Source organism: Streptomyces sp. CBMA123 (assembly GCF_014596465.1).
GTDB lineage: Bacteria > Actinomycetota > Actinomycetes > Streptomycetales > Streptomycetaceae > Kitasatospora.
On record NZ_MECK01000583.1, the window covers coordinates 1 to 377 of the forward strand.

The window sequence follows — 377 nt, forward strand, 5'->3', positions numbered from 1 at the left end:
CCGCTAAGCCTAAATATTCCCTAGTGACCGATAGCGGATAGTACCGTGAGGGAATGGTGAAAAGTACCGCGGGAGCGGAGTGAAATAGTACCTGAAACCGTGTGCCTACAAGCCGTGGGAGCGTCGTCAGTCGGCTTGCCGATTGGCCGTGACTGCGTGCCTTTTGAAGAATGAGCCTGCGAGTTTGCGGTGTGTAGCGAGGTTAACCCGTGTGGGGTAGCCGTAGCGAAAGCGAGTCCGAATAGGGCGTTTGAGTTGCATGCCCAAGACCCGAAGCGGAGTGATCTAGCCATGGGCAGGTTGAAGCGCGGGTAAGACCGTGTGGAGGACCGAACCCACCAGGGTTGAAAACCTGGGGGATGACCTGTGGTTAGGGG

1 rRNA gene is annotated in these 377 nt (G+C 57.0%); it reads left to right on the forward strand.

Annotation, left to right across the window (positions count from 1 at the left end):
- Nucleotides 1-377: ribosomal RNA gene (locus BG452_RS37765) — 23S ribosomal RNA — on the forward strand; the annotation flags it as partial.